Below are 25,693 nucleotides of genomic sequence, written 5' to 3' on the forward strand. Positions count from 1 at the left end.
TCATGTTCCGGTCAACGCCCCAGAGGGCGTACGCGGCGGTATGCGGCAGGGCGATTCAGAGGCCCAGTTGACGGCGTACCTCGGCGGCCACCCGGCCTCCCTCGGCCTGGCCGGCCACCGCGGCCTGGGCCGCCTTCATCGCCGGGCCCATCTGGGCCTTACCGGTGAAGCCGCCCGCGGCGAGCGCCTGCGTGACCAGCTCGGTCAGCTCGGCGTCGGAGAGCTGTTTCGGCAGGTAGCGGTCCAACACCTCACCCTCGGCGGCCTCCTTGGCGGCCTGCTCGGTGCGGCCCGCGTCGGCGAAGGCGGTGGCGGCCTCCCGGCGCTTCTTGGCCTCCTTGGTCAGCACGGCCACCACCTCGTCGTCGCTGAGTTCCCGCTTGGCCTTGCCGGAGACCTCGGCAGTGCCCACGGCGGCCAGCGCCATGCGCAGGGTGGAGGTGGTCAGCTCGTCGCGGGCCTTGAGGGCGGCGCGCATGTCGGCGGTGAGGCGGTCCTTCAGCGTGCTCATGGACGGTCAAACTACCCTGATCGGCATGCGAAAGCGCACACTATTCCGGCTCGCGACCGCGACCGTCGCGACGGGTGCCGCCGCCCTGGCGTACGCCTCCCTTGTCGAGCGCAACATGTTCACCCTCCGCCGCTTCGACGTGCCGGTGCTGCCGACCGGCACCGAGCCGCTGCGCGTGCTGCACCTGTCTGACCTGCACATGACCCCCAACCAGGTACGCAAGCAGCAGTGGGTCGCCTCGCTGGCCGCTGTGGACCCCGACCTGGTGGTGGTGACCGGAGACAACATGGCGCATCCGGGCGCGGTGCCGGGGGTGCTACGGGCGCTGCAACCCCTGCTCGACTACCCGGGCGCGTTCGTGTTCGGGTCGAACGACTACACCGGGCCGGTCTGGAAGAACCCGTTCAGCTACTTCCTGCCCGACCGGGAGTACACCGAGGGGGTCGAACTGCCCTCCGAGGAACTGCGGGAGGTGCTCACCGGGGCCGGTTGGGTCGACCTGAACAATCGGCGGACCACGGTCAAGGCCGGTGGCCGGGCGATCGACATGGTTGGCGTGGACGACCCCCACGTCGAGCGGGACGACTACGCCTCGGTCGCCGGTCCGATCTCCTCCGCCGCCGACCTCTCCATCGCGCTCACCCACTCTCCCGAGCCGGCGCTGCTCGACGAGATGGCCGCCGACGGCTTCGGGCTGCTGCTCGCCGGGCACACCCACGGTGGCCAGGTGTGCGTACCGGGAGTGGGGGCGTTGGTGACCAACTGCGGGCTGCCCCGGTCAATGGCGAAGGGTCTGCACCGCTGGCCCGGATCGGATTCCTGGCTGCACGTCTCCGCCGGGCTCGGCACCCATCCGACCGCCCCGGTCCGGTTCGCCTGCCCGCCGGAGGCCAGCCTGCTCACCCTGATCCCGCGCTGACCGCCCGCACCCGGGTACCGAGTTTGAGCCCCGGGACGGGTGGGCTACTATTTGTCGGCACGCCTCGGGGTGTGGCGCAGCTTGGTAGCGCGCTTCGTTCGGGACGAAGAGGTCGTCGGTTCGAATCCGGCCACCCCGACCAGGTGAGGGGCACATCCAGTGACTGGATGTGCCCCTCGTCGTTTCCGGTTGTCCGGCGGTGCCCATCGACCCCCCTGATGGATCGGTGGCGGTGAGTCGCCGGAGGCCCGTGACGCGGCCAGGTTTTGTCGGTGGACCGGCGGGGATGCCCGCTCATGCGCATCGACGTGGACGAGCCGAACGCCCGCGAACGGTTCTGGGAAGGCATGCGGGATGTTGCCTACGCCGCCGCACGCTACCAGGATGAGGGCCTCTACCAGGCAATTGTCAAGATCGGCAGAGCGGCTCTGGCCCAGGGCATCGAGGTGGTGTCGTCGGGCGGGTTGTTTCTGCGATGCCCCGTCTGCGAGGCCCTGCCGGGCCAACGCTGCACCAACGTGGCCGGCCACCCGCTCGGAGATGACACCTGCCACCCTGAGCGCATCGAGTTGGCGGCGAAGACGTTGAGCGGAGAAACGCCCCTGCCACCTCCGCTGGATTGACGGCCCTGGTTCGACCTGTCGACGCTGAGGCTCGCGCCTCAGCCCACCCGGCGGTGATGCTCCCGGCGCAGCCGAGCTGTCTGTACGGCGGCGACACCGAGGAGCACCAGGAGCACCGGGCCACCGGCGAGGACGACCAGACCGGCGCCGATGTTCGCGCCTATCGCTCCGGCGGTCACGATCCGCCAGGCGAGACCGGTCAGCATGCCGGCGAGCACCAGCGGCACCAGCACGAACCACCAGCGGGGATCGACCTTGCGGGTGACGGTGGCGCGGATCAACAGCACCAGCGACACCACCATGAGCGTGCTGGCCACGACCACCAGCACCCGGTCGCCGACCGCGCCCAGGCTGACCGGCTCCACCGCGTAGTCCAGCGACTCTCCCTCGGCGGCGAGCCGCCGGGCCGCATCACCGGTCAGGTCGCCGACGAGCCATCCGGTCACCACCGGCGTACTCAGCAGCAGGGCCACCATCAGCACCGCAAGACCGCGCCTCAACACGACAACCCCTCTGTCCTGCCGGGCTGTCGAGTCGGACGGCCCGGAGCGACCACCGGCAACCTCAGCGGACCAACGATAGTGATCCGCGTCGTTCCTCGTCGCCCCGGGCCCTCCCTCGGTCAGCAGGTCGTGTAGCCCTTGCCCTTCTTCGTCCAGGCGCACTTGTCGATCTGCTTGCCGCTGGCGTTGCGCAGGTACGCGGTGTCGCCGGTGTTGTTCCAGATGTAGTTGCCCGAGCCCCAGTAGCGGGTACCGGCCGTGTTCTTACCCTTGCCGGTACGGATGACGACGCTCTTGCCCTTGCCGAGCTTGAAGTCGCCGCTGAACTTGTAGACGTGGTTGGCCTTGTCGCGCAGGGTCCAGTTCTTCAGGTTGATGGTGCGGGCCCGCCGGTTGGTCAGCTTCACGTACTCGGCGTTCAAGCTGGAGTTCGAACGGTTGTCGGCGCCCGGCGAGTCGTAGTAGACCTTCGTGATCTCGATGGCCGGGGTGGCGGCCTGCGCCGGAGCGGCGAGGGTGAGCGAACCGCCCACCGCCACGGCGAACGCGGCCACGAGCCCGATGAGCCTTCTCGTCATGCGTGTTACCCCCACGGAACGGCGCCAGAGTTTCGGCGCGGATGTGTCACGCCGACGCGTGACGGAGCGAGGCTAACGACGCGCCACGCCACAGTGAACACTCAGCCACGACCTGCCACCGATTAGGGCTGACCGGCGGCTGCGGGGCATCCGGCCGGAGGCCGCGGCACGTCCGGCCGGCGTTTCCGCCGCACCCGCCGGCTCGCCGGAGTCGTCCGGTCCGATCAATCGGACTCGCCCCACGACCATGATCAGCCGCCCGAACCGGTGCCCAGGATCACGCTTTCGTCGTCCACTTCGGACCATTGGGCACGGGCTGTCGCCCGCTCCTGCGCGGACCATCTGCCGCCCCGGGGGAGCCGGTCAGAAGCCGCAGGTCATCCCGGCGGTGTGGCTCACCTGAACGGTGTGCGTGACGCAGCCCGAACCTGACACCACGTGCAGCAGCAGGGCGGTCGGCTCGGCGACCCACCCGATCCGCTCATCGTCGCTCATGGTCAGCGTCGTCTGCCGCCAGGTGCTCGGGGCGACCGACAGCACCGTGCCGGCGAAGGTCGCGGTCACCGGACGGTGCAGGTGGCCCGCGGCGACGCGTACCACGTGCGGGTGTCGGAGCAGCACCTCGGCGAACTCGTCGCCGTCGGCGAGCCGGATCGAGTCGGCGATCGGGATGCCGACCTCGACCGGCGGGTGATGCAGGCAGACCACGGCCGGCACGTCGGGGCGTGCCCCCAGCGCCTCGTCCAACCAGGCGAGCTGCTCCTCGCCGAGCCGCCCTCCGTCCGAGCCGGGGACGAGGGAGTCGAGCACGACCACTGTCGCCCCGGGGTGGTCGACCTGGTAGTGCGCGGAGAACCCGCCGCCCAGCCAGGGTGTGCCGCCGAAGGCGTCGAGCAGCGACTCCCGGTCGTCGTGGTTGCCGGTGACCAGGTGCACCGGCAACGGAAACCGCCCGAGCACCTCGCGCAGCACGGCGTACTCGTCGGGGCGACCGTGATCGGCCAGGTCTCCGGTGATGACCACGCAGTCGGGCCGGGGGTTCAGCGCCAGCACCCGGCCGAGCGCCCGGTGCAGGCCGGCAGCCGGCTCGGCACCGAGGACGCCGGTGGTCAGGTGCGGATCGCTGAGGTGGGCGATGAGCATCGGGCCTCCACTCGACGGGAGATTCCAACGCTATCGTCGCCGCGCGCCGCGCGTGGCCCCACAGGCCGCGTCCACACCCTGTGGATAGCACATGTGTACGACCACAGCCGGCTCCCCGCTCCGCGTGAGTACGCTTGATCCGCGACCCGGCGCCACCGGGAACGGATCCGACCTGGAACGACGTGCGAGTGGATCACCAGAAAGTCATCCGTGACGTCACGGTCCGCCTGCCCATGGCGTCGACCGTCGCCGAGGTCTGCGAAGCGGCAGTCGACGCCCTCGCCCGGTACACCCCCGCCACCATCGCCGTCCTGCTGCACGTGCACGGCCGGCTCCGCTGCGTCGCCGCCACCGGATCCTGGCAGGTCTTCGCCACCGTCGCGCCGGACGCCGGAATCGTCGGGCGGGTCTACTCCGGTGGCCGTTCCGCAGTCGTCCCGGACGTCGCCGCCGACACCGCGCACATCCCGGTACGCCCCGACGTCACCGCCGAGCTGTGCGTACCGGTGCTGAATCCGGCGGGCCGGGCCATCGGCGTGCTCGACCTGCAATGGACCGGTCCGGCCGACCTCGCCTCGTGGCGGGCGGTCGCCGAACGCGTCGCCGCCCGCCTCGGTGCCCGGATCTCGGCGCTCGGTGGGCCGACGGAGAGCCGCAGCGAGAAGCTGCTCCGGCACGCCTCGGCGATGACCGCCGCCACCACCGAGTGGGACCTCATGACGGCCGCCATCGCGGCGGCCCGGGACGTGTCGACCCTCGCCGCGGCCGTTCTGCTGCTCGGCGGCCGGGGTGGCCCCCGACTCGGCGCTCCGACGGTCGCCCCGGGTGACCTGGAGACCCGGATGCGGGCCGAGCTGGCCGAGCTGGCTGCCCCGGCACTCGCACGCATCATCGACCGGGCGCATCGCTACGGGGCCGGCTACACCCTCGGCGAGTCCGGCCATCCACCGACAGACGAACACCAGCCACTGGTCCGGGCCGGCGTACGCACCCTGGTGGCGGTGCCGTTCGGGCCGCCGGAGCGCGGCGGGGTGCTGCTGGTCGCCGACGAGCGGCTGCTGCGGCCGGACCCGACCACCGTCAACCTGCTGGAACTGCTCGCCGGGCAGGCGTGGAGCTGCCTGGACCGGCTACGCACCCTGGATCGGCTACGCGAGCAGGCCAGCTCCGACCCGCTGACCGGGCTGCGACACACCGGCCCGTTCGGGCAGCGGATCGCCACCGTGACCCCCGGCCGCACCGCCCTGCTGGCGATCGACGTGGACGGTTTCAAGACCGTCAACGACACGTACGGCCACCAGGCGGGCGATCAGGTGCTGATCGGGCTCGCCCGGGCGTTGGAGGATGCGCTGCGCCAGGGCGACGAGTTGTACCGGATCGGCGGCGACGAGTTCGTCGCAGTGATCGAGGTGAGCCGCCCCGAGGAGGCGGTACGCGTCGCGGAACGGCTCACCGAGGCGGCTCGCCGGGTGGGCCGCACGATCAGCGTCGGAGTGGCCCTCCCCCGCCCCGGCGAGTCACCCGAACTCGCCCTGCGTCGCGCCGATCAGGCCCTCTACGCGGTCAAACGACAGGGCCGCGACGGCGTCCACCTCTCCGCCGCCTAACCCCACCCCGCCCCGCCCGCGCCCCGCCCCACCCCGGCTGCGCCCCGGCGGCGCCCCGCCCCAGCTGCGCCCCGGCGATCAAGAAGTTTGGGTCGTGGAGAACGCTCTCGGCCGACGAAAACTTCTTGATCAACGCGGGCGGGCGCGGGGGCGGGCGGGGGTGGGCGGGGTGGGCGGGGGTGGGTGGGGGCGGGTGGGTGGGGGCGGGTGGGTGGGCGGTGGGTGGGTCAGGGGTGGGTGAGGTCTTTGGCGAGGAGTTCGGCGATCTGGGCGGTGTTGAGGGCGGCGCCCTTGCGGAGGTTGTCGCCGGTGACGAAGAAGTCCAGGGCCCGAGGGTCGTCGACGGCGCGGCGGATCCGCCCGACCCAGGAGGGGTCGGTGCCCACCGCGTCGATCGGCATCGGGAACTCGCCGGCCGCCGGATCGTCGACCACGATCACTCCGGGCGCGTTGCGCAGCACGCCACGGGCCCCCTCGGCGTCGATCTCGGTGGCGAAGACGGCGTGCACCGCGACCGAGTGGCCGGTCACCACGGGTACCCGTACGCAGGTGGCGGAGACCTTTAGGTCACGCAACCCGAGGATCTTGCGCGACTCGTTGCGCATCTTCATCTCCTCGGACGACCAACCCCCGTCGGCCAGCGAGCCCGCCCAGGGGACCACGTTGAGCGCCAGCGGGGCGGGGAACGGACCGAGGTCGTCGCCGACCGCCTGCCGCACGTCGCCGGTACGCGAACCGAGCAGCCGGTCACCGGCCACCTTGGTCAACTGGTCGTGCAGTGCGTCCGCGCCGCCCTGACCGGCTCCGGAGACCGCCTGGTACGACGCCAGCACCAGTTCCCGCAGGCCGTACTCGCGGTGCAGCGGGGCGACCGCGACGATCATCGCGAGGGTGGTGCAGTTCGCGTTGGCGACGATGCCCCGGGGCCGGTTACGCAACTGCTCCGGATTGATCTCGGGCACCACCAGCGGCACGTCGGGATCCATCCGGAAGGCACCCGAGTTGTCCACCACGATGGCGCCCCGACCGACCGCGACGGGTGCCCAGTGGGCGGCGACCTCGTCCGGTACGTCGAACATCGCCACGTCGACGCCGTCGAGCGCCTCCTCGGTGAGGACCTGGACGGTCAGTTCCTCGCCCCGGCAGCGGACCTTGCGGCCGGCGGACCGTTCGGAGGCCAGCAGCCGGATCTCGCCCCAGACGTTGCGCCGCCCGGTGAGCAGCTCACACATCACGGTGCCGACGGCCCCCGTCGCCCCGACCACGGCCAGGGTGGGCAGCCCGGCCACCCGCGCTACCGCCCCGTCCCCGCGTACACCACGGCTTCGGTGTCGCCGCCAAGGTCGAAGGCCTCGTGGATGGCACGGACCGCCGCGTCGAGGTCGGTGTCCCGGCAGACCACCGAAACGCGGATCTCCGAGGTGGAGATCATCTCGATGTTCACACCGGCCTGGCCCAGCGCGGCGAAGAAGCCGGCGGCCACCCCGGGGTGCGACCGCATCCCCGCACCGATCAGGGAGACCTTGCCGACGTGGTCGTCGTAGAGCAGGCCCTTGAAGTTCACCGTCTCCTGGATCTTGCTCAGGGCGGCCATCGCGGTCGGACCGTCGGTCTTCGGCAGCGTGAAGGAGATGTCCGTACGGCCGGTGCCCTCGGTGGAGACGTTCTGCACGATCATGTCGATGTTGATCTCGGCACCCGCGACGGTGTCGAAGATGCTCGCGGCGGCACCCGGCTCGTCGGGCACCCCGACAATGGTGATCTTGGCCTCGCTGCGGTCGTGGGCGACCCCGGTGATCAGTGCCTGCTCCACAGAGAGCTCCTCCATCGATCCGGTGACCATGGTGCCGGTGTTTGTCGAGTATGACGAACGGACATGGATCGGCAGCCCGGCCCGCCGGGCGTACTCCACGCTACGCAGGTGCAGGACCTTGGCGCCGCAGGCGGCCAGCTCCAGCATCTCCTCGTAGGTGATCTGCCTGATGTGCCGGGCGTTCGGCACGATCCGCGGATCGGCGGTGAACACCCCGTCCACGTCGGTGTAGATCTCGCAGACGTCCGCGCGCAGCGCCGCCGCCAGCGCCACCGCTGTGGTGTCCGAACCACCCCGCCCGAGGGTGGTGACGTCCTTGGTGTCCTGCGACACGCCCTGGAAGCCGGCGACGATGACCACCGCGCCCTCGTCGAGTGCGCCCTTGAGGCGCCCCGGGGTCACGTCGATGATCCGCGCCCGGCCGTGCACCGACGTGGTGATCACGCCGGCCTGGGAGCCGGTGAACGAGCGGGCTTCGTATCCCAGGTTGTGGATCGCCATGGCGAGCAGCGCCATGGAGATCCGTTCGCCGGCGGTGAGGAGCATGTCCAGCTCCCGCCCGGGCGGCAACGGGCTCACCTGGTTTGCCAGGTCGAGCAGTTCGTCGGTGGTGTCGCCCATCGCCGAGACCACCACGACCACGTCGTCGCCGGCCTTGCGGGCCGCGACGATGCGCTCCGCCACCCGCTTGATCCGCTCGGCGTTGGCGACGGAGGACCCGCCGTACTTCTGCACCACGAGTGCCACGACGGCGCACTCCCTCCCGGTTGCCCTGAGCGTGCCGACGCCGCCGGCACCGGGGCCGGCGGCGCGGGTCGGACGACCTCAGGGTATCGGGCGGCTCTGACCGCCGGGTCAGGTGATCCCACGATCCGGCCCCCGGGCACGGTGCCAGTGGCCTGCGACACGCCGGAAACGCCAGCCTTTCCGGGGCTGTCCCGAACCCTGCCCAACACCCAGAATGACCGGGTGCCCGCCGCCCATCACCCGATCCGCCGCCTGACCGTCGCGCTCGCCGTGCCCGCCCTGCTCGCCGCCTGCTCGACCGACCCGCCCACCGACCCTTCGCCACCCCCGACCGCCGCGCCACGCCCGGCCGGTCCGGACGCGGCCCGGGACGAGCTGGCGGCCCTCGCGGCCGCCGCTCAGGACCGACACCTGGTCGCCCGGTACACCTTGCGGGTGGACGGGGCCGCCGACCGCCTGATCGTCTTCACCAGCGCGAACGACGGCAGCTGGCGGGTGGACGTGCCGGGCGGCGCGCTCGGCGGCACCACCGACATCACCCTGGCCGCCATTCCGGACGGGTTGTTCCAGTGCGGGCTGCCGTCGGCCAGCAGACCGGAGCCGGCGAGCTGCGTCCGCCTCGGTGAGCGGGACGACACGCTGCCGCGCCGACTGGATCCCCGGGTACAGCACCCGTTCACCGACTGGCTGGACGTGCTGACCGACCGGCGCGCCCCACTGTCGGTGTCGCCGGCCATGGCACCTGCCGAGGCGACCGGCAGCTGTTACTCGGTGGAGACCACCGCAGCGTCGATAAACCCGCCACTGGACGTCGGCATCTACTGCTTCGACGCCGACGGCACTCCGACCGCGGTACGGACGGCGATCGGCACGCTGACGTTGGCCGCCCCACCTGAGCCGGCTCCGGGCACTGTGCAACTGCCCGGTCCGGTGGTCGACGGGGAACCGTTGGGCCTGGAAGCGCCGCCCTCCGTGGACCCGTCCACGCCCACCGGCCCGGATTCGGCGGGTGCCGGCACGGACCCGGCCGGTACGGATGAGCACGCGGGAACGCCCTGAGGGTTGATCCCGTTACGGGTGTCCTTGACCACATTTGTCCGACCCGGTCGGTCGGTCAAAACGCCCATACGGGACGCTCTGCGCATGACCGACCTCACTCCGCTGCTCGCCTTCCGCTGGAGTCCCCGCTCCTTCGACCCGATCGCGGAGTTGACCCCGACCGAGGTGACGACCCTGCTGGAGGCGGCCCGGTGGGCACCCTCGGTCGACAACCGGCAGCCCTGGCGGTTCGCCGTCGGGCACCGCGACGACGAGACCTTCAAACGGATCCTGGTCAACCTGCCGACCACCGAGCAGCGGTGGGCCGGGAGGGCGAGCGTCCTGCTGCTCGCCGCCTCCCACGCCACCGGCAACCCGTTCGCGGCGTACGACCTGGGCCAGGCGGTGGCCCACCTGACCGTGCAGGCCACCGCGCTGGGGCTGCACGTGCGCCAGGTGACCGATCTCGACCACCCCGGCCTGGTCGCCGACCTCGACCTGCCCGCCGACGTGCGACCGTGCGTGGTGGCGGCGGTCGGCCAACTCGGTGATCCGTTCAGCCTCCCGGCCGACCTGCTGGTCCGCGAGACCTCGCTGCGCCGCCGCCAGCCACTTGCCGAACTGGTCCTGAGCTGCTCGAACCACGCGGTCTGAGGACGCCCCTGCGAGTCTCATCCCAAATTCCGGACGAGCCTTCCCAGAACCGACTCCCATCACGTAGGGTCACTCTGTCATGTGGCAGGCGCACCTTCTCCTTGGTTGCCGCGACGAGGCCTGACGGCCGGCACCTCGTCGCGGAGTCGAACCGCGCCGCCAGCATTTCCCGGATTCTTCTCGGCCTCGCTGCCGACCTCCACTGCTGACGTCACATGACCACGGGAGAACTCCGCCATGGCTCACCCAGCCGGCACCACCGACATTGACTCCGATCCGATCGCGCGGCAGCGCCCGAGCCGGATGCCGTACACCCGGTACCAGCCGTACCGGCAGCAGTTCCGGATCGACCTGCCGGACCGCGCCTGGCCGACCCGACACGTCGAGACCGCCCCGCGCTGGTGCGCGGTCGACCTGCGGGACGGCAACCAGGCTCTGATCGACCCGATGTCGCCCGAGCGCAAGCGCCGGATGTTCCAGCTCCTGGTGCAGATGGGTTACAAGGAGATCGAGGTCGGCTTCCCGTCGGCCAGCCAGACCGACTACGACTTCGTCCGACAGCTGATCGAGCAGGACCTGATCCCCGAGGACGTCACCATCCAGGTGCTGACCCAGTGCCGGGAGCACCTGATCGACCGCACCTTCGAGTCACTGCGCGGGGCGCGCCGGGCGATCGTGCACTTCTACAACTCGACCTCCACCCTGCAACGCCGGGTGGTGTTCGGGCTGGACCGCGACGGCATCACCGACATCGCCACCAGCGGCGCCCGGCTCTGCCAGAAGTACGCCGAGATCCACACCCCGGACACCGAGATCTTCTACGAGTACTCGCCGGAGTCCTACACCGGCACCGAGCTGGAGTACGCGCTGGAGGTCTGCGCGAAGGTCATCGAGGTGATCGACCCCACCCCGGACCGCAAGCTGATCATCAACCTGCCGGCCACCGTCGAGATGGCCATGCCGAACGTGTACGCCGACTCGATCGAGTGGATGCACCGGCACCTGCCGCGCCGCGACAGCCTGGTGCTGAGCCTGCACCCGCACAACGACCGGGGCACCGGGGTGGCCGCCGCCGAGCTGGGCCTGCTGGCCGGCGCCGACCGGATCGAGGGCTGCCTGTTCGGCAACGGGGAGCGCACCGGCAACGTCGACCTGGTGACGCTGGGGCTGAACCTGTTCTCCCAGGGCATCGACCCGATGATCGACTTCTCCGACATCGACGAGATCAAACGGGCCGTCGAGTACTGCAACCAGCTGCCCGTCCACGAGCGTCACCCGTACGCCGGCGACCTGGTCTACACCGCCTTCTCCGGCTCCCACCAGGACGCCATCAACAAGGGGTTCACCGCGCTGGAGGCCGACGCGGCGACGGCCGGGGTGCCGGTCGACGAGTTCACCTGGGCGGTGCCGTACCTGCCGATCGACCCGAAGGACCTGGGCCGCAGCTACGAGGCGGTGATCCGGGTCAACTCGCAGTCCGGCAAGGGTGGCGTCGCGTACATCATGAAGACCGAGCATCAGCTCGATCTGCCCCGCCGGCTCCAGATCGAGTTCTCCGGCGTGGTGCAGCAGGTGACCGACCACGACGGCGGCGAGGTCGACCCGACCACCATGTGGCAGATCTTCGCCGGGCAGTACCTGCTCGACCACCAGCGCGACCCCTCGGTGGCCCTGTCCGAGTACGCGATCGGCACCGCCGACGGCAAGGTCGAGATCACCGCGCATGTCCACACCGACGGAGAGTCCCGCTCGATCACCGCGATCGGCAACGGTCCGATCGACGCGTACGTCAACGCGCTCGGCTCGGCCGGCGTGAGCGTACGCGTGCTCGACTACCACGAGCACGCGCTCTCCTCCGGTGGGGACGCGCAGGCCGCCGCGTACGTCGAGTGCGAGGTGCAGGGGCGCACCGTCTGGGGTGTCGGGATGGACGCCAACATCGTCACCGCCTCCATCAAGGCGGTCACCAGCGCCGTCAACCGCGCCCAGGGCTGAGACGACAGGCAGGGCCCCGCACCGGCGGGGCCCTGCCTCATCTCGGTGTGGAGACCGGCAGCGAGTGGCAGGGCTGAGCCGGTGGCGGCCGACGCGCCGGACGGTGCACCAGCAGGGCGGCGATCACTGCGCCGGCCAGCAGCAGGCCGGCGCACCAGAGCAGCGCGCCCCGGTACGCAGCGGTGAGTTCGGCCGGTTGTTCGTACCCGGTGCCGGTGAGCCCGACCAACAACGGCAGGGCCGCCACCGCGAGCAACCCACCGACCCGCGAAGCGGCGTTGTTGAAGCCGCTCGCCACTCCCGCGAAGCGGTCGCTGACCGCGGCCAGCACCGAGGCGGTCAGCGGCGCCACGACCAGGGTCAGCCCGGCCCCAAAGATCGCCACCCCGGGCAGCACCTGCCGCCAGTACGACGCCCCCGGCTCGACCTCGCGCAGCATCAGCAGCCCGACGGCGGCCAGCACCGGTCCGACGGTCAGCGGCAACCGGGGCCCGATCCTCGTCGACAGCGCACCGGTGAGCGGCGAGCCGACCAGCAGCAGCAGGGTCATCGGCAGCAACGCGAGGCCGGTGAGCAGGGCCGACCAGCCGACCACGTTCTGCAGGTACACGGCGATGAAGAAGGTGAACCCGCCGAGGGCGGCGTAGACCAGCACGGTGAAGAGGTTCAGCACCGAGAACAACCGGCTGCGGAACAGGCCGGTGGGCAGCATCGCGGTCTCCCCACGACGCCGCTCCAGGAACACGAACGCCACCGCGGCGACCACCCCGGCCAGAGCCGCCGCCAGCACCGCCGGCGAGTGCAGCCCCCGACCGGGCGCGTCGACCAGGGCGTACGTGACACCTGCCAGGGCGAGTGCGCCGAGCAGCGCGCCGGCCACGTCGAACTGGCGGGTTCCCTGTTTCCGGGACGCGTTCTCGTCCCGGCTCTCCGGTACCCAGCGGAGCGTCGCCAGCACGACGAGCACCGCCAGCGGCACGTTCAGGAAGAAGATCCACCGCCAGGAGAGCGCGTCGATCAGCCAACCGCCGATGAACGGCCCGAGCGCGGTGGACACGCCGGACAGTCCCGACCACGCTCCGATCGTCTTCGCCCGGTCGTCGGGATGGAAGCTTGCCTGGAGCAACGCCAGCGAACCGGGGGTGAGCAGCGCTCCCCCGGCACCCTGGAGGAACCGTGCGGCCACCAGCCAGTCGGTTCGCAGGGCCAGCCCGCAGAGTACGGAGGCGGCGGTGAACCAGACGATGCCGAGCAGAAATATCCGTCGACGTCCGAAGCGGTCCCCGAGCGCCCCACCGAGCAGGACGAACGCGGCGAGCGTCAACAGGTAGCCGTTGATGGTCCACTGGAGACCTGCCACCGACGCGTCGAGTTCGGCACCGAGGCGGGGCAGCGCCACGTTGACCACGGTGCTGTCCAGGAAGACCATGCCGGAGGCCAGCACGGCGGCAGCCAGGGTGCCCCGGCCGGCGCTGCTGCGCAGGCGGAGGGCGGACGAGGGTTCGGGCATGGTTACCAATCTGCCGTGCGCCATCCGCCAGACACCACGAAACGCCGAAACCCTAGCCGGGTACTGTGCGGGATCGCCGGAAGCCCGCAAGCTGGAGAGGTGTCGTCTGTGCGTACCAGATCAGGATCGCGCGCCCTGGGGGCGCTCGCGCTCGCCGCGGCGCTGACCCTCGGCGCGGCCGGCTGCGTCCCGCTCGAGGAGGAGCCGGTCACGCCGCCGAGCGGCGGCGGCAACATCAACCAGATGCTCTCCGAGCTGACCGTCGCCGAGGCGGGCTCGATGCGCGGCTACAGCCGCAACCGCTTCCCGCACTGGCGCAAGACCGGCCAGAACTGCGACGTCCGGGACACCGTGCTGGAGCGCGACGGCAAGAACATCGAGCACTCCGGCTGCAACGTGGTCGGTGGGCGGTGGGAGAGCGTCTACGACGGACGCACCTTCACCGACCCGTCCGACGTGGACATCGACCACATGGTCCCGCTGGCCAACGCCTGGCGCTCCGGCGCCGACGAATGGGACGACTCGAAGCGTGGCGACTTCGCCAACGACCTCGACCGTCCGCAGCTCTTCGCGGTTTCCGCGTCCTCCAACCGGGCAAAGGGTGACCAGGACCCGTCCCAGTGGAAGCCATCAAACCGGTCATACTGGTGTCAATACGCCGGTGACTGGGTGGCGGTGAAGCACCACTGGCAGCTGACGGTTACCAGTGCCGAGCAGGCCGAGCTGGCCGACATGTTGGAGGGCTGCACATGGGAGAGCAAGCCGTAACCGGCGCCGACGGTGCCCCGGCGCCCGAGCGCGCGCCGGACCCGGGCGGTGAGGACGCGGCGGCCGCCACCGGCAGCCCGCCGCCCGGCCCGGCCACGGCCGGCATGACCGCCGACGGTGCCGCCGCGGGCGAGGTGGAGGTGCCGGGCGCCGGGATGACCGCCGACGCCGGCGGGGCCACCGGCCCGCAGAGTCGCAGCGCCGACATCGTGCCGGGACCGGGCGGGGTGATGACCGATGAGGTCGGCGTGGTGACCGGCGAGTTGACCCTGCGTACCGACTTCGCCGACGGGCGGGTCAGCCTGCACGTGCAGTACAAGGACGCCGACGAGTGGTACGCGGTCACCGGCGGCGGCGCCCCGCTGGCCGACGCCGCCGGCCTGGACGCGGTGCACAGCATCGCCGTCGGCCTGCTGCACCGCCCGGAAGGCTGATCGCGCGGCCGAAGACCTGGTCCGGGCCCCGCATCGCGGGGCCCGGACTCAGACGAAGGAGCCGGGCTCGGTGGGTGCGGAGACGACTGACGGTTCCTCGCCCTCGCCCTCCGGCCGGACGATCTCCACGCTGACCTTGTGCGGACGAAGCTCCCCGCTGGCGATCTGCTCGGCCCAGTGGCAGGCGACCCGGCTACCGCCGATCTCCCGCAGTTCCGGCCGCTCGTCGGCGCAGCGGGTCGGCTGCGCCCACGGGCACCTGGTGTGGAAGCGACAGCCCGACGGCGGGTTGGCCGGCGACGGCAGGTCGCCGGCGAGCAGGATCCGCTCCCGGCGGTCCTCCACGTCGGGGTCCGGCACCGGCACCGCCGACATCAGCGCCCGGGTGTACGGGTGCAGCGGTTCGGTGTAGAGCCGGTCGCTCGGTGCCTCTTCGACAAGCGCACCCAGGTACATCACGCCGACGGTGTCGGAGATGTGCCGGACCACCGCCAGGTCGTGCGCGATCACCAGGTAGGTCAGGCCGAGGTCGTCCTGGAGTTCGTCGAGCAGGTTCACCACCTGGGCCTGGATCGACACGTCCAGCGCGGAGACCGGCTCGTCCGCGACGATCAGTTCCGGCCCGAGCACCAGCGCCCGGGCGATCCCGATGCGCTGACGTTGGCCACCGGAGAACTCGTGCGGGTAGCGGGAGAGCGCCCAGCGCGGCAGCCCGACCTTGTCCAGCGTCTCGGCGATGATCTTCCGCCGGCCGTCCCGGTCGCCGCCGATGCCGTGCGTCTGGAGACCCTCGGTGAGGATCGACTCGACGTTCTGCCGGGGATCGAGGCTGGACATCGGGTCCTGGAAGATCATTTGCATCCGCCGCCGCATCGTGCGCAGCTTGCCGGACGCCAACGTGGTCAGCTCGACCCCGTCGAAGCTGACCTCCCCCGAGGTCGGCGGGGTGAGCTGGAGCAGCGCCCGCCCGAGCGTGGACTTGCCGCAGCCCGACTCGCCGACCAGGCCGTACGTCTTGCCGCGCGCGATGCGCAGGTCGACGCCGTCGACCGCCTTGACGTGGCCGATCGTCCGGTCGAACAGCACGCCCCGTTTGATCGGGAAGTGCACCTTCAGATCCCGTACCTCGACGAGGATGTCCTCTCCGGTCACGGCGTCTCCTCCTCGCTGGGTGCGGCGGCCAGGCCCGGCACGGCCGGCGGGTCGGCCGGCACCGCCTGCGCGGGCACCGAGCCCGGCGTGGCCTGCCCCGGTACCACCTCCCGAACCTCCTCGCCCGGCGTCAGACCTGGCACCGGGGCCGGGTTGACGCACCGGTAACTGCGACCGTCGTGGGTCAGCACCAGCTCCGGCGGCTCGCCGACGCAGGCGTCCACCCGCCGGGCGCAGCGCGGGGCGAAGGCGCAGCCGTCCGGCCAGGGCAGCAGGTCACGCACCGAGCCGGGGATGGGGTTCAGCCGCTCCCCACGCCCCGCGTCCAGGCGCGGCACCGAGCCGAGCAACCCCACGGTGTACGGATGCCGGGGCTGACGGAACAGCGGACGCCGCCGTGCGGTCTCCACCACCCGGCCGCCGTAGAGCACGTTGATGGTGTCGCACATGCCGGCCACCACCCCCAGGTCATGCGTGATCATCACCAGCGCGGTGCCGGAGTCCCGGACCAGTTCCTTCAGCAGTTCCAGGATCTGCGCCTGGATGGTGACGTCCAGCGCGGTCGTCGGCTCGTCGGCGATGAGCAGCCGAGGCTGGCAGGCCACCGCCATGGCGATCAGGGCGCGCTGGCGCATCCCACCGGAGAGCTGGTGCGGGTACTCCTTCAGCCGCCGCTTCGGGTCGGGGATGCCGACCCGGTCCAGCAACTGCGCCGCCTCCTTCGCCGCCGTCTCCCCCCGCATCCCGCGGTGCCGGGTCAGCACCTCGGTCACCTGGATACCGATCGGCACGACCGGATTCAGTGAGGACAGCGGATCCTGGAAGATCATCGCGACGTCCCGACCTCGGATGTCCCGCCGCGACCGATCGTCGAGCTGGAGCAGGTCGGTGCCGTCGAAGACGGCCTTGCCGGCCACCTGGAGGCCGGGCTGCTTGGGCAGCAGGCCCATGATCGCCAGTGAGGTCACCGACTTGCCGCAGCCGGACTCGCCGACCAGGCCGACCACCTCGCCCGCGTCGACGGAGAAGGACACCCCGTCGACGGCCCGTACGGTCCGCTGACCGCGCCGGGCGAAGGTGACGGACAGCTCTTCGACATCAAGCAGTGCCATGCCGCACCGCCCTTTCGTTCACGGCCACGGAAGTCGCGTACGCACTGTTCATGCTCGGCACACCTACTTCCGCAGCTTCGGGTCGAGGGCCTCACGCATCGCCTCACCGAGCAGGGTGAACCCCAGCGCGGTGATGATGATGGCGACCGCCGGGTAGATGGCCAGCGCGGGCCGGATACCGATCCACTGCTGCGCGTCGGCAAGCATCACGCCCCACTCGGGAGTGGCCGAGTCCGGGTTGCCGAGTCCGAGGAAGGACAGCGCGGCGGCCTCGATGATCGCGGTGGCCAGGGTCAGGGTGGCCTGCACGATGACCGGGGCGAGCGAGTTCGGCAGCACGTGAGCCAGCGCGATCTTCGACTTGCGGACGCCGAGCGAGGTGGCCGCCAGCACGTAGTCGCTGTTGGACTGGGCGATCATCGAGCCGCGCAGCAGCCGGGCGAAGACCGGCACCGAGACCATACCCACCGCGATCATCACGGTGGTCAGGCTCGGCCCGAGCAGCGCGGCGATGCTCACCGCGAGCAGCAGGCTGGGCATCGCCAGCAGCATGTCGATGAAGCGCATCAGGACGGTGTCCACCCAGCGGCCCCACCGGCCGCCGAGGCCGGCGGCGGCACCGGCGACGCCACCGATCAACGCGCCGATGGCCAGACCGATCAGGGTGGCGACCACGCCGACCAGCAGGGTCTGCCGGGCCCCGACGATCATCCGGCTGAAGACGTCCCGACCCTGGTGGTCGTAGCCGAGCCAGTGCTCGGCCGAGTGCCCGGGGATCAGGCCCTGGCCCACCCGGACCACGCCCTCGCGGATGCCGATGGTGTCCGTCGGGCCGTACGGCACGAAGAACGGGCCGACGACCGCGACCAGTACGAAGATGGCCAGGATGACCGCGCCGACGATGGCCGCCGGGTTGCGGCGCAGCCGGCGGAAGGCGTCCTGCCAGAGGCTGACTCCTCGCTCCTCCTCGCGGGCGGCGAGTTCGGCGAGGCGGTCGATCTTCTCGCGTTTCTTCCCGCTGATGATCGTCATCGGACCCTCACCCTCGGGTCGATCAGGCTGTAGGAGAGGTCCACTATCAGGTTCACCAGCACGTAGACCACCGCGATGATCATGATGAAGCCCATCAGGACCGGATAGTCGCGCTGGTTGATGGCATCGGCGAGGAAGGCACCGATGCCGCTGAACGCGAAGACGGTCTCGGTGAGCACCGCGCCGGAGAGCAGGCCGCCGGTGAGCAGGCCGATCGAGGTAGCCACCGGAAGCATCGCGTTGCGCAGCACGTGCCGGCGACGGACCACGTTCTCGGTAAGGCCCTTCGCCTCGGCGGTGCGGACGAAGTCCTCGTTGAGCACCTCCAGCACGCTGGCCCGGGTGATCCGGACGATGATCGCCAGCGGGATGCTGGCCAGCGCCAGGCCGGGCAGCACGAGATGCATGAGCGCGTCGGCGGCGGCGTCCCACTCCCGGGTCATCAGCCCGTCGAGCACGAAGAAGTTGGTGATCCGGGTGGCGCCGATCGTCGGGTCCTGCCGGCCGCTGGACGGGAACCAGCCCAGGTTCTCCGAGAAGATCGCCTTGAGGATGTACGCCAGGAAGAAGACCGGAGTGCAGATGCCGATCAGTGAGCCGCCGACGGAGGCGTGGTCGAGGAACCGGCCGCGCCGACGGGCGGCCAGGTAGCCCAGCGGGATGCCGATGCCGATCGCGATCACCATCGCGGTGATCGTCAGCTCGACGGTGCCCGGGAAGCGTTGCAGGAACTCCGTCGTCACCTCGCGCTTGGTCGAGATGGAGGTGCCCAGGTCCAGACGGATCATCCGCCGGACGAACCGGCCGTACTGGATCAGGGTCGGCTCATCGAGACCGAGATTACGGCGGATCGCGGCTCGCATCTCGGGTGTGCCCCGCTCGCCGAGAATGGCGGTCTCGGGGCCTCCGGGCAGCCGCCGGAGCCAGATGAACAACAGGATGGAGAGCCCGAACAGCGTGGGTATCAGCTGAAGCAGGCGTCTGACGATGAACCGGAACACGGCGGCCTCGAAAGGGGGGCAGGGATCACGGGCGGGCGCTGTGGGTCACAGCGCCCGCCCGCGGTCAGTGCGTCAGATCAGGACTTGAACTCAGCGGTGGCGAACCGCTCGTCGGTGAGCGGGCTCGCCTTGACCCCGGTCACGTCCTTGCCGAACACGATTGCCGGCGGGGAGTGCGAGATCGGCACACCCGGCAGGAAGTTCATGATGTCGGCGTTCAGTTCCTTGTAGAGCGCCACCTTGGCCGCCTGGTCCGGGGTGGTGTCCGCCTGCCGGAACTTGTCGAACAGGGCCTTGTTGTCGAAGCCCCACTCGTCCTTCTGGCGGTCGAAGAACGTACCGATGAAGTTGTAGCCGTCGCCGTAGTCACCGGTCCACCCGAGGAAGTGCAGGTCGTGCGCGCTACCCGAGGTGGTGGCGTTGAGGTAGTCCGGGCTCCACTTCAGCGGGATCGGCTCGACCTTGATGCCGGCCGCCTGGAGGTCCGCCGAGACCAGCTCGAACAGGTCCTTCGGGTTCGGCATGTAGGGCCGGGTGACCTCGGTCGGGTAGTGGAACCGCAGGGTCAGGTTCGACGCGCCGGCCTCGGCCAGCAGCGACTTCGCCTTCTCGACGTCGTACTCGTACTTGGTGACGTCACCGTTCCAGCCCTCGACCGTGTCGGGGAAGAAGTTCACCGCGACCTGGGCGCCCGGGGGCAGCTTCGAGTCGACGAGGGCCTGACGGTTGATCGCGTGGGCGAGCGCCTGCCGGACCTTCAGGTCGGCCAGCTTCGGGTTCCCCTTCTGGTTGATGGCCAGGTAGAGGATGTTGAAGGCCGGGCGGGTCAGGACGTTGAAGCCCTCACCCTTGAGCGGCTCGACGTCGGCCGGGCCGACCAGGTCGTAGCCCTGGATGCCGCCGGAACGCAGCTCCTGCTTACGCGCGTTCTCGTCCGAGATGGTCTTGAAGATCAGGCTCTTGAGCTTGGCCTTGTCACCCCAGTAGTCCTCGTTCCGCTCCAGGGTCACCGTCTTGTTCGGGACGTCCCAGGCCTTGAACTTGAACGGGCCGGTACCGGTCGGGTGCTCGGTGGCGTAGGCCGGGTACTTGATGTCGTCGAGGCTGCCCGAGACGTTGCTGGCGTCGTAGTCCTGGAGCGCCTTCGGGCTGTGCATGGAGAAGGACGGCAGCATCAGGGCGGCCGGAATCTTGCTGGAGACCCGGCTGAAGGTCAACGCGACGGTGGTGGGGTCGGTCGCGGAGCAGGACTTGAAGAGGCTCTCACCCAGTTTCTCGTCCTCGTTGGCGGCGTAGCCACCCATGATGTCCTGCCAGTACGCGGTCACGTCCGGGCTCTGCATGAGGCCCTTGGCGTTGTACCAGCGGTTGAAGTTGACGCAGACGGCCTCCGCGTTGAAGTCGGTGCCGTCGTGGAACTTCACGCCGGACCGCAGCTTGAACGTCCACGTGGTGCCCGCGGCGTCCGGCTCCCAGGACTCGGCAAGGCCGGGGCTGACCTTGGTGCCACCCTCCTCCGGGCGGACCAGCGTCTCGAACACCTGGCGGGCCACGCGCAGCGACTCACCGTCGCTGGCGAAGCTGGGGTCGAGCACCTTCGGGTCTCCGGCGACGCCGAAGACCAGGGTGTCCTTGCTGCTACTACCGCTGGAACCTTCGCGGTCGCTCTCGGCACAGCCTGCTACCGCGAGGGCCGCGGCCGCCACGGCCGCGATAGCGACCTTCGGCCTGGATGCACGCATGGTGCTTCACCTCGTCCTTGGGGGTACGGACAACGTGGTGACAGGGTCACCGATGGGCGTGACCTTAGCTCCCGTTCGGACCGGCGGGAAACGGCGCGGGAAGCTCTTGGTACCGGATCGTGTCCTTACTGCCTGGCCCAGGTGAGACAGGCCAGCAGGGCCACGGACATAACCCCTCAATAGCCTCATACAATCGATATCATTCTGTTACATCAACCGGGTGATCCCTAACGCCGGTGTCATACCGTCGGCCGGTACCTCTCACGGTGTGGGTGGCGTCGGGCAGGAGGGCAGACGCACCAGATCAAAGCCGGCGTCAGGGGCACCCAGCGCCCGGAAGTCGAGTCGGTGGCACAGCTGCAACAATCCGTCCGGCCATGGACCGTAGGCCTCGGTCGACTCGACGACCAGCGACAGTTCCGGCTCCCGGCGGATCTCCCGGACATCCACCCCCTGCTCGGCGGCCAGGCTGCGCAACCGGTTGTCGGACGCCCTGGCCCCGGCGGCGACCACCGCCTCGGCGTAGCTGCCAGCCCGTCGGTCGAGTTCCGCCGCAGCCGCCGTCTCACCGCGGTCGCTCGCCTCTCGGAGTTGACGCGCCTTTCCCGCCACGCACCACCAACCAGCCAGCACGGCAAACACCAGCAGGGCAGCCAGCACCGACGGCGCCAAGGGCCGGTTGTCCCGTTCCTGCCGCACCTCGATCTCCCTCATGCCGCGGGCAACCGGTGGGGCCGGCCACTGACGACCGACCCCACCAGACCCGTTCAGTTGTAGCCGACGGCGGGCAGTCGAGCGGTCACCGCATTGGCATACGTCACGTTGCCGGTGTCCTTCGGATGGAACGAGGCGCGGCTGATGCAGACTTGCAGGCCGACCGTGATCCAGCCGACACAGGGGGCCTCAGGATCACCCGCGACCAACCGGAAGTCCCCCCTGCCCTCCGGCCCGGCCACCACCCCGTTGATGTCGTCGGGCACCAGGATGTCGTGGGTGGTGTCGTACTTGCGGCAGGTGCCGTGGTCGAGCAGCCCCTCGACCATATCGGTGAACTGGACCTTGAAGCCTGCCGAACGGGCCTGTTCGACCATGGTTCGTTGGCCGTCGCGCAGGTGCACAGCGAGCCGGTTCAGCATGCTCATCTCACCCGTGGTCAGCCGGCCAAAGACGCACTGGTCCTGGTGGTAGTCAGCGAACAAGCGCGGATAGCCGACAAGCATGATCGTGGCGTTCGGTGCCCGGGCAGCGATCGCCTCGATCAACGTGCGTACCTGCTGATGCGAGCTGTTGATTCGTTGCTGCACCGTGGACTCGTAGCTCGGGGTGTCGCAGGACTCCTGCGCACAGTGCTCCATCGTGCGGGGGAATTCAGCGTCGTTGCCACCAGCCGAGAGCAGCACCAGGGTGGTGTTGCCGTCCAGCGCACCCGACTCGACCTGAGACATCTCCCGGAACTGCCCCTCGGCCTGCATCCGGTAGCGACCGAACGTGTCCGGCGGGCTCTGCCAGTGGCTCGGCGTCGCCGTACCACGCATCTTCGCGGCCGTGGCACCCGAACAGCTGACGAACTGGAAGTCGACACCTGGGTCGTGCGCCGCCACCCGGTCCTTTATCGAGCTGGACGATCCGGGGAGCCGGGTCAGCATCTGCCAGGACCTGCTGGTACGCCGGCACGCGTTCCAGGACTCGCTGCCGTAGTTGTTGTCCGTCTCGCCGTAGTAGCCACCGGCGCCCTCACCCGAGCCGTAGGAGTCACCCATCGCCACCACGAAGTGCCGGGGCTTGGCGGCCAACGGTACGAACGCCACCGCGTCCCAGGCCACGTCCTCCACGCCCTTGCCGTCCTCGGTGATGTTCGTCAACTCGACGTACTGCGCCGCCTGGTTGGAGAACTGATAGGTGCCCAACTTCACCCACCGGTGCTGCTCGGTCCGGGTCGGGATGTAGCGGGTCTTCATCCCCTGCCCCGTGTTGATCGTGTACTTCGCCTGTTGGGTGTGTGCCCCGTGATCCGGTAGGTGCACCATCACGGTGGCCCAGCCGTTCAGCCGGTTCGTTGGCGTCCAGCGCCCGGTGACCTTGTGCGGAGAGTTCTCGGACGCCTGGCTGTGCGCGAACCAGAAGTGGCCGCCGAAGCCGCCACCGATCTGGTGGGTGTCCACCTTGCCGGGGTAGATGGTCGTCCCGTTCGGTCCTGGTCGCCCCTGGTAGGTGAAGGAGAACTTGCCGACCCGGGTGTGGTTGCGGGCGCAGCCCTGCGGACCGAGTGCGCTGGCACTGTCGATGTCGTCGATGACCAGGGCATTGTCCGGCAGGCCGGCCCGGCCGCATTGTGAGTCGTAGATGGCTGTCGCGTACGGGCGTGGCTCGACTGTTGTGTACCGCCTGGTCTCCAGGCCACAGTTGATGGCGCAGTCCGTCCAGGTCACCGGTCCGTTCCACCAGCACTTGAGGTCGTCCCGGGTGCACGGACCCGCTGGCTCACCCGGGTGGCCACCCGGCACCTGGGAGGTGGCCGGGTCGCAGGCGTTGCGCGCGGGGACGCAGAAGGTGAACCGGGTCGGCTGTGCCACGAACTTGTTGCGCTCCAGGGCGGTGGAGTACGTCGGGGAGTAGTTGCCGGTCGAGTAGTTGTAGCGACGCAGCGAGGTGTACGCGAAGCCCATCACCCGCTCCGGGTACGACCAGTGGTTGGGGTGCTTGGCGTTGTCGTACCCGATGTCGTCGTCGATCGGCGGGTTGGCGGTCGGCACGTCGAGCGGCGCGGTGAGAAACATCTGCCGATCCGGCGGGAAGTTCGGGTTGCTCGGATTGTTCGCCCAGCCCACGCCCCACGGCTGCGACCCGTCCTGCGGATAGAAGCCGGTGTTGTACGCCCAGATGGCGAACCACCAGTTCTCGATGTACTGCGGGTCGCCGTTGTTGGCGATCAGGCCGGCGTTGCGGGTGGTGTTCCACTTGTCCTGAAGGATGCGCAACCCGGCGGCGGCGTTCGTGGCGTAGTCCAAGGCCACGGCCCGCTGCTTGGTGTAGTCCCACTGGACACCGGTGATCCACTGGTCGGTGTCGGACCGCTTCATCCCGGTGGTCACCTGACCGACGCCGTAGCCACAGTCGGTGTGCGCCCAGTTGATCTTCGTGACGTCGGGGCTCATCAGGTCCAGTCCGTAGAAGCCAAGACTGGTCAGGGGGTTACCGGCGAGCCCGTCCACGGCGTGCCAGCTGGCCTGGAGCAGATTCGACTCCTGCGCCAGAATGCCGAGAAAGACCTGAGCCGGCACGAAACCACCACCGGACAGGGGTAGCGAGGGGAACATTCCCTGCGGCGCGTACGCCGGCAGCCCGTTGTTGGACCAGTTGGCCGGCCGCTGGAAGGTCAGCTGACCGCGAACAGCGAGGTTGGCGGCCCACTCCATCTGCTCCCGGCTGGGCTGGTAGACCTGGATGGTCTCGTCGTTGCGTGGCACGGCGCAGGACCGGTCCGGATCCCAGGGCACCGTCGCCGGATCGGGATCGGCCGCCGAGGTCCGGGCGGCCGTGCCTCCATCGGAACTGCCATCGGCGCCGCCGACCGCAGCCGTTCGCTCCCGACCCTGCCGGTGGACCGTCGGTGCCACGGTGAACGCCACATCCGACCCGTCGGCGAGTTGCGCCGAGATCGCCACCCGGTCCGGTCGGCCGTCACCAGCCCCGCCGCCCTGCCCGGCCGCCTCGGTGCCCGTACGTACCCGCGTGACCACCAGGTCGCCGCTACGCGACACGTCACTGTCCGGCGACGCGTCGACAGAACGCCACCGGGTAGGCAGCGACCGGCCAGCGAGCCGGGCACCGCTGCGACCACCGACCACGAACACCCGACCGTCCGCGCCAGGCCGCAGCTTGACCGTGCCTAGCGGCACCGAGGCCACCGTCGTCAGCTCGCCTCCGGCGTAGCGGACCAGGTCGGTGGTGTCGGCCCGAGCCACCTGGAATGCGACGTCGTCGGCTCCGTCGGGCAGAAGCCGGAAGGGAGTTCCGGCAGTACGGGCACGGGTGGTCAGCCGGCCCTGCCGGTCGATGCTCACCAGTTCGTCGCCCTTGGCGGCGACGATCGTCCGCCCCACCGGGATGGCGGAGGTGACCTGGCCGGGCGTGATCACCTGACGGCCGCCGCCGATCCGACGGGTGTCCAGCGTGGTCAGCACCGTCCTCGCGGCCGTGCCCGCCTGGGGGGTGGCCGGTAGCTCCAGTCGGGTCAGCACCACACTTTCCCCGCTGCCGCAGCCTGGATTGTGGTATGCGAGCGAGTAGCGTTCGGGCAACTTGCTGACCCGGCCTGTCTCCAGGTTCACCACGGCCGCGAACGCCCCCGCGTTGGAGAGCGTCTCCCGGTTGGTGAACTGCCTGGGCGCGTAGACCGCCACCGCCGTACGGCCCGAACCGGTGAGGCAGGCCTGGCCCACCCACTGGTCCGTCGCCACGCCCGGCTCCGCCAATGTCGTCACGGTCCGCCACTGGTATGCCGTATCGGCGTCCGCTACCAGGATGTGCAATCCGGTCTCGTCCGCCGAGGTGGTCATTGCGCGGTCGGCCGACTGCCGCCAGGACTTCCCGAGCCGGCGGTCCGGATCCAGCACCCTGTCCGGTGCGAGTGGTGCCGCCTGCGGTGGTCGAGGTGGCTCGGGATCAGGATCCGGGGTGGACGGCGCGGCTGACGCCGCGCTGCTGGATGGTGCCAGCGGAACAAGCACCGCCAACGCCAGTAACGAGATGAGGGCACGACGCACGGCGACCTCCATGAATCCGAACGTGGGGCGTTCAGATTCACGGAC

Annotated in this window: 22 protein-coding genes and 1 tRNA gene; 9 read left to right on the forward strand and 14 right to left on the reverse strand. The window is 70.1% G+C overall.

Features of this window, described 5'->3' with window-relative positions:
- Positions 1-55: 55 nt before the first annotated feature.
- Complete coding sequence (locus AB0I71_RS26645) at positions 56-511, reverse strand: GatB/YqeY domain-containing protein (protein ID WP_357589097.1); 456 nt, start codon at positions 509-511, stop codon at positions 56-58.
- A 25-nt stretch (positions 512-536) separates the two neighbouring features.
- Between AB0I71_RS26645 and AB0I71_RS26650 the strand changes: the two genes are divergently transcribed.
- The 3 genes from AB0I71_RS26650 (at position 537) to AB0I71_RS26660 (ending at position 2,053) form a co-directional block, all read left to right on the forward strand.
- Positions 537-1,430: a metallophosphoesterase gene (locus tag AB0I71_RS26650; protein WP_357589099.1), complete on the forward strand. Its 894-nt coding sequence runs from the start codon at positions 537-539 to the stop codon at positions 1,428-1,430.
- A 65-nt stretch (positions 1,431-1,495) separates the two neighbouring features.
- Positions 1,496-1,572, forward strand: a tRNA-Pro gene (locus AB0I71_RS26655).
- Positions 1,573-1,726: 154 nt separating this feature from the next.
- Complete coding sequence (locus tag AB0I71_RS26660) at positions 1,727-2,053, forward strand: hypothetical protein (protein WP_357589101.1); 327 nt, start codon at positions 1,727-1,729, stop codon at positions 2,051-2,053.
- A 38-nt stretch (positions 2,054-2,091) separates the two neighbouring features.
- On the opposite strand, the gene AB0I71_RS26665 is transcribed toward AB0I71_RS26660, so the two are convergent.
- The 3 genes from AB0I71_RS26665 to AB0I71_RS26675 form a co-directional block, all read right to left on the reverse strand.
- The gene (locus tag AB0I71_RS26665) at positions 2,092-2,556 is read right to left on the reverse strand and encodes a hypothetical protein (RefSeq protein WP_357589103.1); all 465 of its coding nucleotides are present in this window, start codon (positions 2,554-2,556) and stop codon (positions 2,092-2,094) included.
- 119 nt (positions 2,557-2,675) lie between these two features.
- The gene (locus tag AB0I71_RS26670) at positions 2,676-3,134 is read right to left on the reverse strand and encodes a lamin tail domain-containing protein (protein WP_357589105.1); all 459 of its coding nucleotides are present in this window, start codon (positions 3,132-3,134) and stop codon (positions 2,676-2,678) included.
- 363 nt (positions 3,135-3,497) lie between these two features.
- Positions 3,498-4,277 (reverse strand): phosphodiesterase, encoded by a 780-nt coding sequence (locus tag AB0I71_RS26675; RefSeq protein ID WP_357589107.1) that lies wholly within the window; start codon positions 4,275-4,277, stop codon positions 3,498-3,500.
- A 188-nt stretch (positions 4,278-4,465) separates the two neighbouring features.
- On the opposite strand from AB0I71_RS26675, the gene AB0I71_RS26680 reads away from it, so the two are divergent.
- Positions 4,466-5,884 carry a sensor domain-containing diguanylate cyclase gene (locus tag AB0I71_RS26680; protein ID WP_357589109.1) on the forward strand — a complete coding sequence of 473 codons (1,419 nt, stop codon included), beginning with the start codon at positions 4,466-4,468 and terminating at the stop codon, positions 5,882-5,884.
- Positions 5,885-6,111: 227 nt separating this feature from the next.
- On the opposite strand, the gene AB0I71_RS26685 is transcribed toward AB0I71_RS26680, so the two are convergent.
- Both AB0I71_RS26685 and AB0I71_RS26690 read right to left on the reverse strand, forming a co-directional pair.
- Complete coding sequence (locus tag AB0I71_RS26685) at positions 6,112-7,173, reverse strand: aspartate-semialdehyde dehydrogenase (protein WP_357589111.1); 1,062 nt, start codon at positions 7,171-7,173, stop codon at positions 6,112-6,114.
- A gap of 5 nt (positions 7,174-7,178) precedes the next feature.
- A complete protein-coding gene (locus tag AB0I71_RS26690) occupies positions 7,179-8,444 on the reverse strand; it encodes an aspartate kinase (RefSeq protein ID WP_357589113.1) in 1,266 nt (421 codons plus the stop codon).
- Positions 8,445-8,666: 222 nt separating this feature from the next.
- Between AB0I71_RS26690 and AB0I71_RS26695 the strand changes: the two genes are divergently transcribed.
- The 3 genes from AB0I71_RS26695 to leuA all read left to right on the forward strand — a co-directional run bounded on the left by AB0I71_RS26695 (position 8,667) and on the right by leuA (position 12,131).
- The gene (locus tag AB0I71_RS26695) at positions 8,667-9,503 is read left to right on the forward strand and encodes a hypothetical protein (protein ID WP_357589115.1); all 837 of its coding nucleotides are present in this window, start codon (positions 8,667-8,669) and stop codon (positions 9,501-9,503) included.
- An 84-nt stretch (positions 9,504-9,587) separates the two neighbouring features.
- Positions 9,588-10,136, forward strand: a complete 549-nt coding sequence (locus AB0I71_RS26700; RefSeq protein ID WP_357589117.1) for a nitroreductase family protein — start codon at positions 9,588-9,590, stop codon at positions 10,134-10,136.
- 237 nt (positions 10,137-10,373) lie between these two features.
- The gene (leuA, locus tag AB0I71_RS26705; RefSeq protein WP_357589119.1) at positions 10,374-12,131 is read left to right on the forward strand and encodes a 2-isopropylmalate synthase; all 1,758 of its coding nucleotides are present in this window, start codon (positions 10,374-10,376) and stop codon (positions 12,129-12,131) included.
- Positions 12,132-12,168: 37 nt separating this feature from the next.
- On the opposite strand, the gene AB0I71_RS26710 is transcribed toward leuA, so the two are convergent.
- Positions 12,169-13,641 (reverse strand): MFS transporter, encoded by a 1,473-nt coding sequence (locus tag AB0I71_RS26710; RefSeq protein WP_357589121.1) that lies wholly within the window; start codon positions 13,639-13,641, stop codon positions 12,169-12,171.
- 108 nt (positions 13,642-13,749) lie between these two features.
- On the opposite strand from AB0I71_RS26710, the gene AB0I71_RS26715 reads away from it, so the two are divergent.
- On the forward strand, positions 13,750-14,409 hold the full coding sequence (locus tag AB0I71_RS26715; protein ID WP_357589124.1) for an HNH endonuclease family protein: 660 nt from the start codon (positions 13,750-13,752) through the stop codon (positions 14,407-14,409).
- Positions 14,391-14,843: a hypothetical protein gene (locus tag AB0I71_RS26720; protein WP_357589126.1), complete on the forward strand. Its 453-nt coding sequence runs from the start codon at positions 14,391-14,393 to the stop codon at positions 14,841-14,843. The genes AB0I71_RS26715 and AB0I71_RS26720 overlap by 19 nt, the downstream gene beginning before the upstream one ends.
- A gap of 48 nt (positions 14,844-14,891) precedes the next feature.
- On the opposite strand, the gene AB0I71_RS26725 is transcribed toward AB0I71_RS26720, so the two are convergent.
- The 7 genes from AB0I71_RS26725 to AB0I71_RS26755 form a co-directional block, all read right to left on the reverse strand.
- Positions 14,892-15,995, reverse strand: coding sequence for an oligopeptide/dipeptide ABC transporter ATP-binding protein (locus AB0I71_RS26725; RefSeq protein WP_357589128.1), 1,104 nt, complete (start codon positions 15,993-15,995; stop codon positions 14,892-14,894).
- Positions 15,992-17,107, reverse strand: a complete 1,116-nt coding sequence (locus AB0I71_RS26730) for an ABC transporter ATP-binding protein (RefSeq protein WP_357589130.1) — start codon at positions 17,105-17,107, stop codon at positions 15,992-15,994. The genes AB0I71_RS26725 and AB0I71_RS26730 overlap by 4 nt, the downstream gene beginning before the upstream one ends.
- 63 nt (positions 17,108-17,170) lie before the next feature.
- Positions 17,171-18,139, reverse strand: a complete 969-nt coding sequence (locus AB0I71_RS26735) for an ABC transporter permease (protein WP_357589132.1) — start codon at positions 18,137-18,139, stop codon at positions 17,171-17,173.
- Entirely contained in the window at positions 18,136-19,140 is a 1,005-nt protein-coding gene (locus AB0I71_RS26740) for an ABC transporter permease (RefSeq protein ID WP_357589134.1), read from the reverse strand. The genes AB0I71_RS26735 and AB0I71_RS26740 overlap by 4 nt, the downstream gene beginning before the upstream one ends.
- 77 nt (positions 19,141-19,217) lie before the next feature.
- The gene (locus tag AB0I71_RS26745; RefSeq protein WP_357589136.1) at positions 19,218-20,882 is read right to left on the reverse strand and encodes an ABC transporter substrate-binding protein; all 1,665 of its coding nucleotides are present in this window, start codon (positions 20,880-20,882) and stop codon (positions 19,218-19,220) included.
- Positions 20,883-21,143: 261 nt separating this feature from the next.
- Positions 21,144-21,596, reverse strand: coding sequence for a hypothetical protein (locus AB0I71_RS26750; RefSeq protein WP_357589138.1), 453 nt, complete (start codon positions 21,594-21,596; stop codon positions 21,144-21,146).
- 53 nt (positions 21,597-21,649) lie between these two features.
- A complete protein-coding gene (locus tag AB0I71_RS26755; protein WP_357589140.1) occupies positions 21,650-25,660 on the reverse strand; it encodes an SGNH/GDSL hydrolase family protein in 4,011 nt (1,336 codons plus the stop codon).
- Between the last annotated feature and the right edge of the window lie 33 nt (positions 25,661-25,693).

The organism is Micromonospora sp. NPDC049891 (assembly GCF_040660295.1).
Classification (GTDB): domain Bacteria; phylum Actinomycetota; class Actinomycetes; order Mycobacteriales; family Micromonosporaceae; genus Micromonospora.

Bases quoted from the DNA above. Each gene is read 5' to 3' on its own strand.
- leuA (WP_357589119.1), top strand. From the start codon at position 10,374: ATGGCTCACCCAGCCGGCACCACCGACATTGACTCCGATCCGATCGCG.
- AB0I71_RS26660 (WP_357589101.1), top strand. From the start codon at position 1,727: ATGCGCATCGACGTGGACGAGCCGAACGCCCGCGAACGGTTCTGGGAA.
- AB0I71_RS26710 (WP_357589121.1), bottom strand. From the start codon at position 13,641: ATGCCCGAACCCTCGTCCGCCCTCCGCCTGCGCAGCAGCGCCGGCCGG.
- AB0I71_RS26645 (WP_357589097.1), bottom strand. From the start codon at position 511: ATGAGCACGCTGAAGGACCGCCTCACCGCCGACATGCGCGCCGCCCTC.
- AB0I71_RS26650 (WP_357589099.1), top strand. From the start codon at position 537: ATGCGAAAGCGCACACTATTCCGGCTCGCGACCGCGACCGTCGCGACG.
- AB0I71_RS26730 (WP_357589130.1), bottom strand. From the start codon at position 17,107: ATGGCACTGCTTGATGTCGAAGAGCTGTCCGTCACCTTCGCCCGGCGC.
- AB0I71_RS26720 (WP_357589126.1), top strand. From the start codon at position 14,391: ATGGGAGAGCAAGCCGTAACCGGCGCCGACGGTGCCCCGGCGCCCGAG.
- AB0I71_RS26670 (WP_357589105.1), bottom strand. From the start codon at position 3,134: ATGACGAGAAGGCTCATCGGGCTCGTGGCCGCGTTCGCCGTGGCGGTG.
- AB0I71_RS26750 (WP_357589138.1), bottom strand. From the start codon at position 21,596: ATGAGGGAGATCGAGGTGCGGCAGGAACGGGACAACCGGCCCTTGGCG.
- AB0I71_RS26755 (WP_357589140.1), bottom strand. From the start codon at position 25,660: ATGGAGGTCGCCGTGCGTCGTGCCCTCATCTCGTTACTGGCGTTGGCG.
- AB0I71_RS26675 (WP_357589107.1), bottom strand. From the start codon at position 4,277: ATGCTCATCGCCCACCTCAGCGATCCGCACCTGACCACCGGCGTCCTC.
- AB0I71_RS26745 (WP_357589136.1), bottom strand. From the start codon at position 20,882: ATGCGTGCATCCAGGCCGAAGGTCGCTATCGCGGCCGTGGCGGCCGCG.
- AB0I71_RS26735 (WP_357589132.1), bottom strand. From the start codon at position 18,139: ATGACGATCATCAGCGGGAAGAAACGCGAGAAGATCGACCGCCTCGCC.
- AB0I71_RS26700 (WP_357589117.1), top strand. From the start codon at position 9,588: ATGACCGACCTCACTCCGCTGCTCGCCTTCCGCTGGAGTCCCCGCTCC.